Origin of the sequence: Bartonella sp. AA81SXKL, assembly GCF_042196945.1 — a bacterium.
Lineage (GTDB): Bacteria > Pseudomonadota > Alphaproteobacteria > Rhizobiales > Rhizobiaceae > Bartonella.
In genome coordinates, this window is the sequence record NZ_JBHIRH010000424.1 from 1 (window position 1) to 536 (window position 536).

Sequence of the window (536 nt, forward strand, 5' to 3'; positions counted from 1 at the left end):
CCTCCACAATCAGCACAAACATGAGCCTTTTCTCCCCTCTCATCATCAAGCGCATTATCAGGAGCCTTTAAAACATCTTCTTCTTTTGTTGGTTGCGAAAAGCCAATCTTATTGCGCACTTCTTGCGCCCCAACACGCAAACCCAAGGGCACAAGTTTTTCCAGCGCATCACTAATCGCTTTAATATCTTCATTTTCCGAAATCGGCCAATAGACAAGGGGGGTGCGCTCTTGGCGCCCAAAATTAATCTCAACAAAGGGCACAATTAAATCACGATTAGCCGTTAAAGCTAATTGGCGTGCATCAGCTCTGGCAATATCATGACGCACATTTTCATGAATGCGTGCTTGCGAAAAGGACGAACCATCATCCGTCGTCATGGTTTGTCCCAACACACCCTTTGAAATCTGCCGATCTAAATATTCCGCCTTAGAAGCAAAAACCGCATTGCCACTGCCTCCTGCCGCTTCAATAAATTCAATCTCCATTTCTTTGGGAATAATCGCTGCCGCATCACTGGATAAATCACGCACCGC

General features: G+C 45.9%; 1 protein-coding gene. It reads right to left on the reverse strand.

Annotated features, from left to right (window positions below):
* On the reverse strand, window positions 1–536 hold a 536-nt coding region (locus tag ACFINZ_RS12040; RefSeq protein WP_375701651.1), incomplete at both ends, for a DUF935 family protein.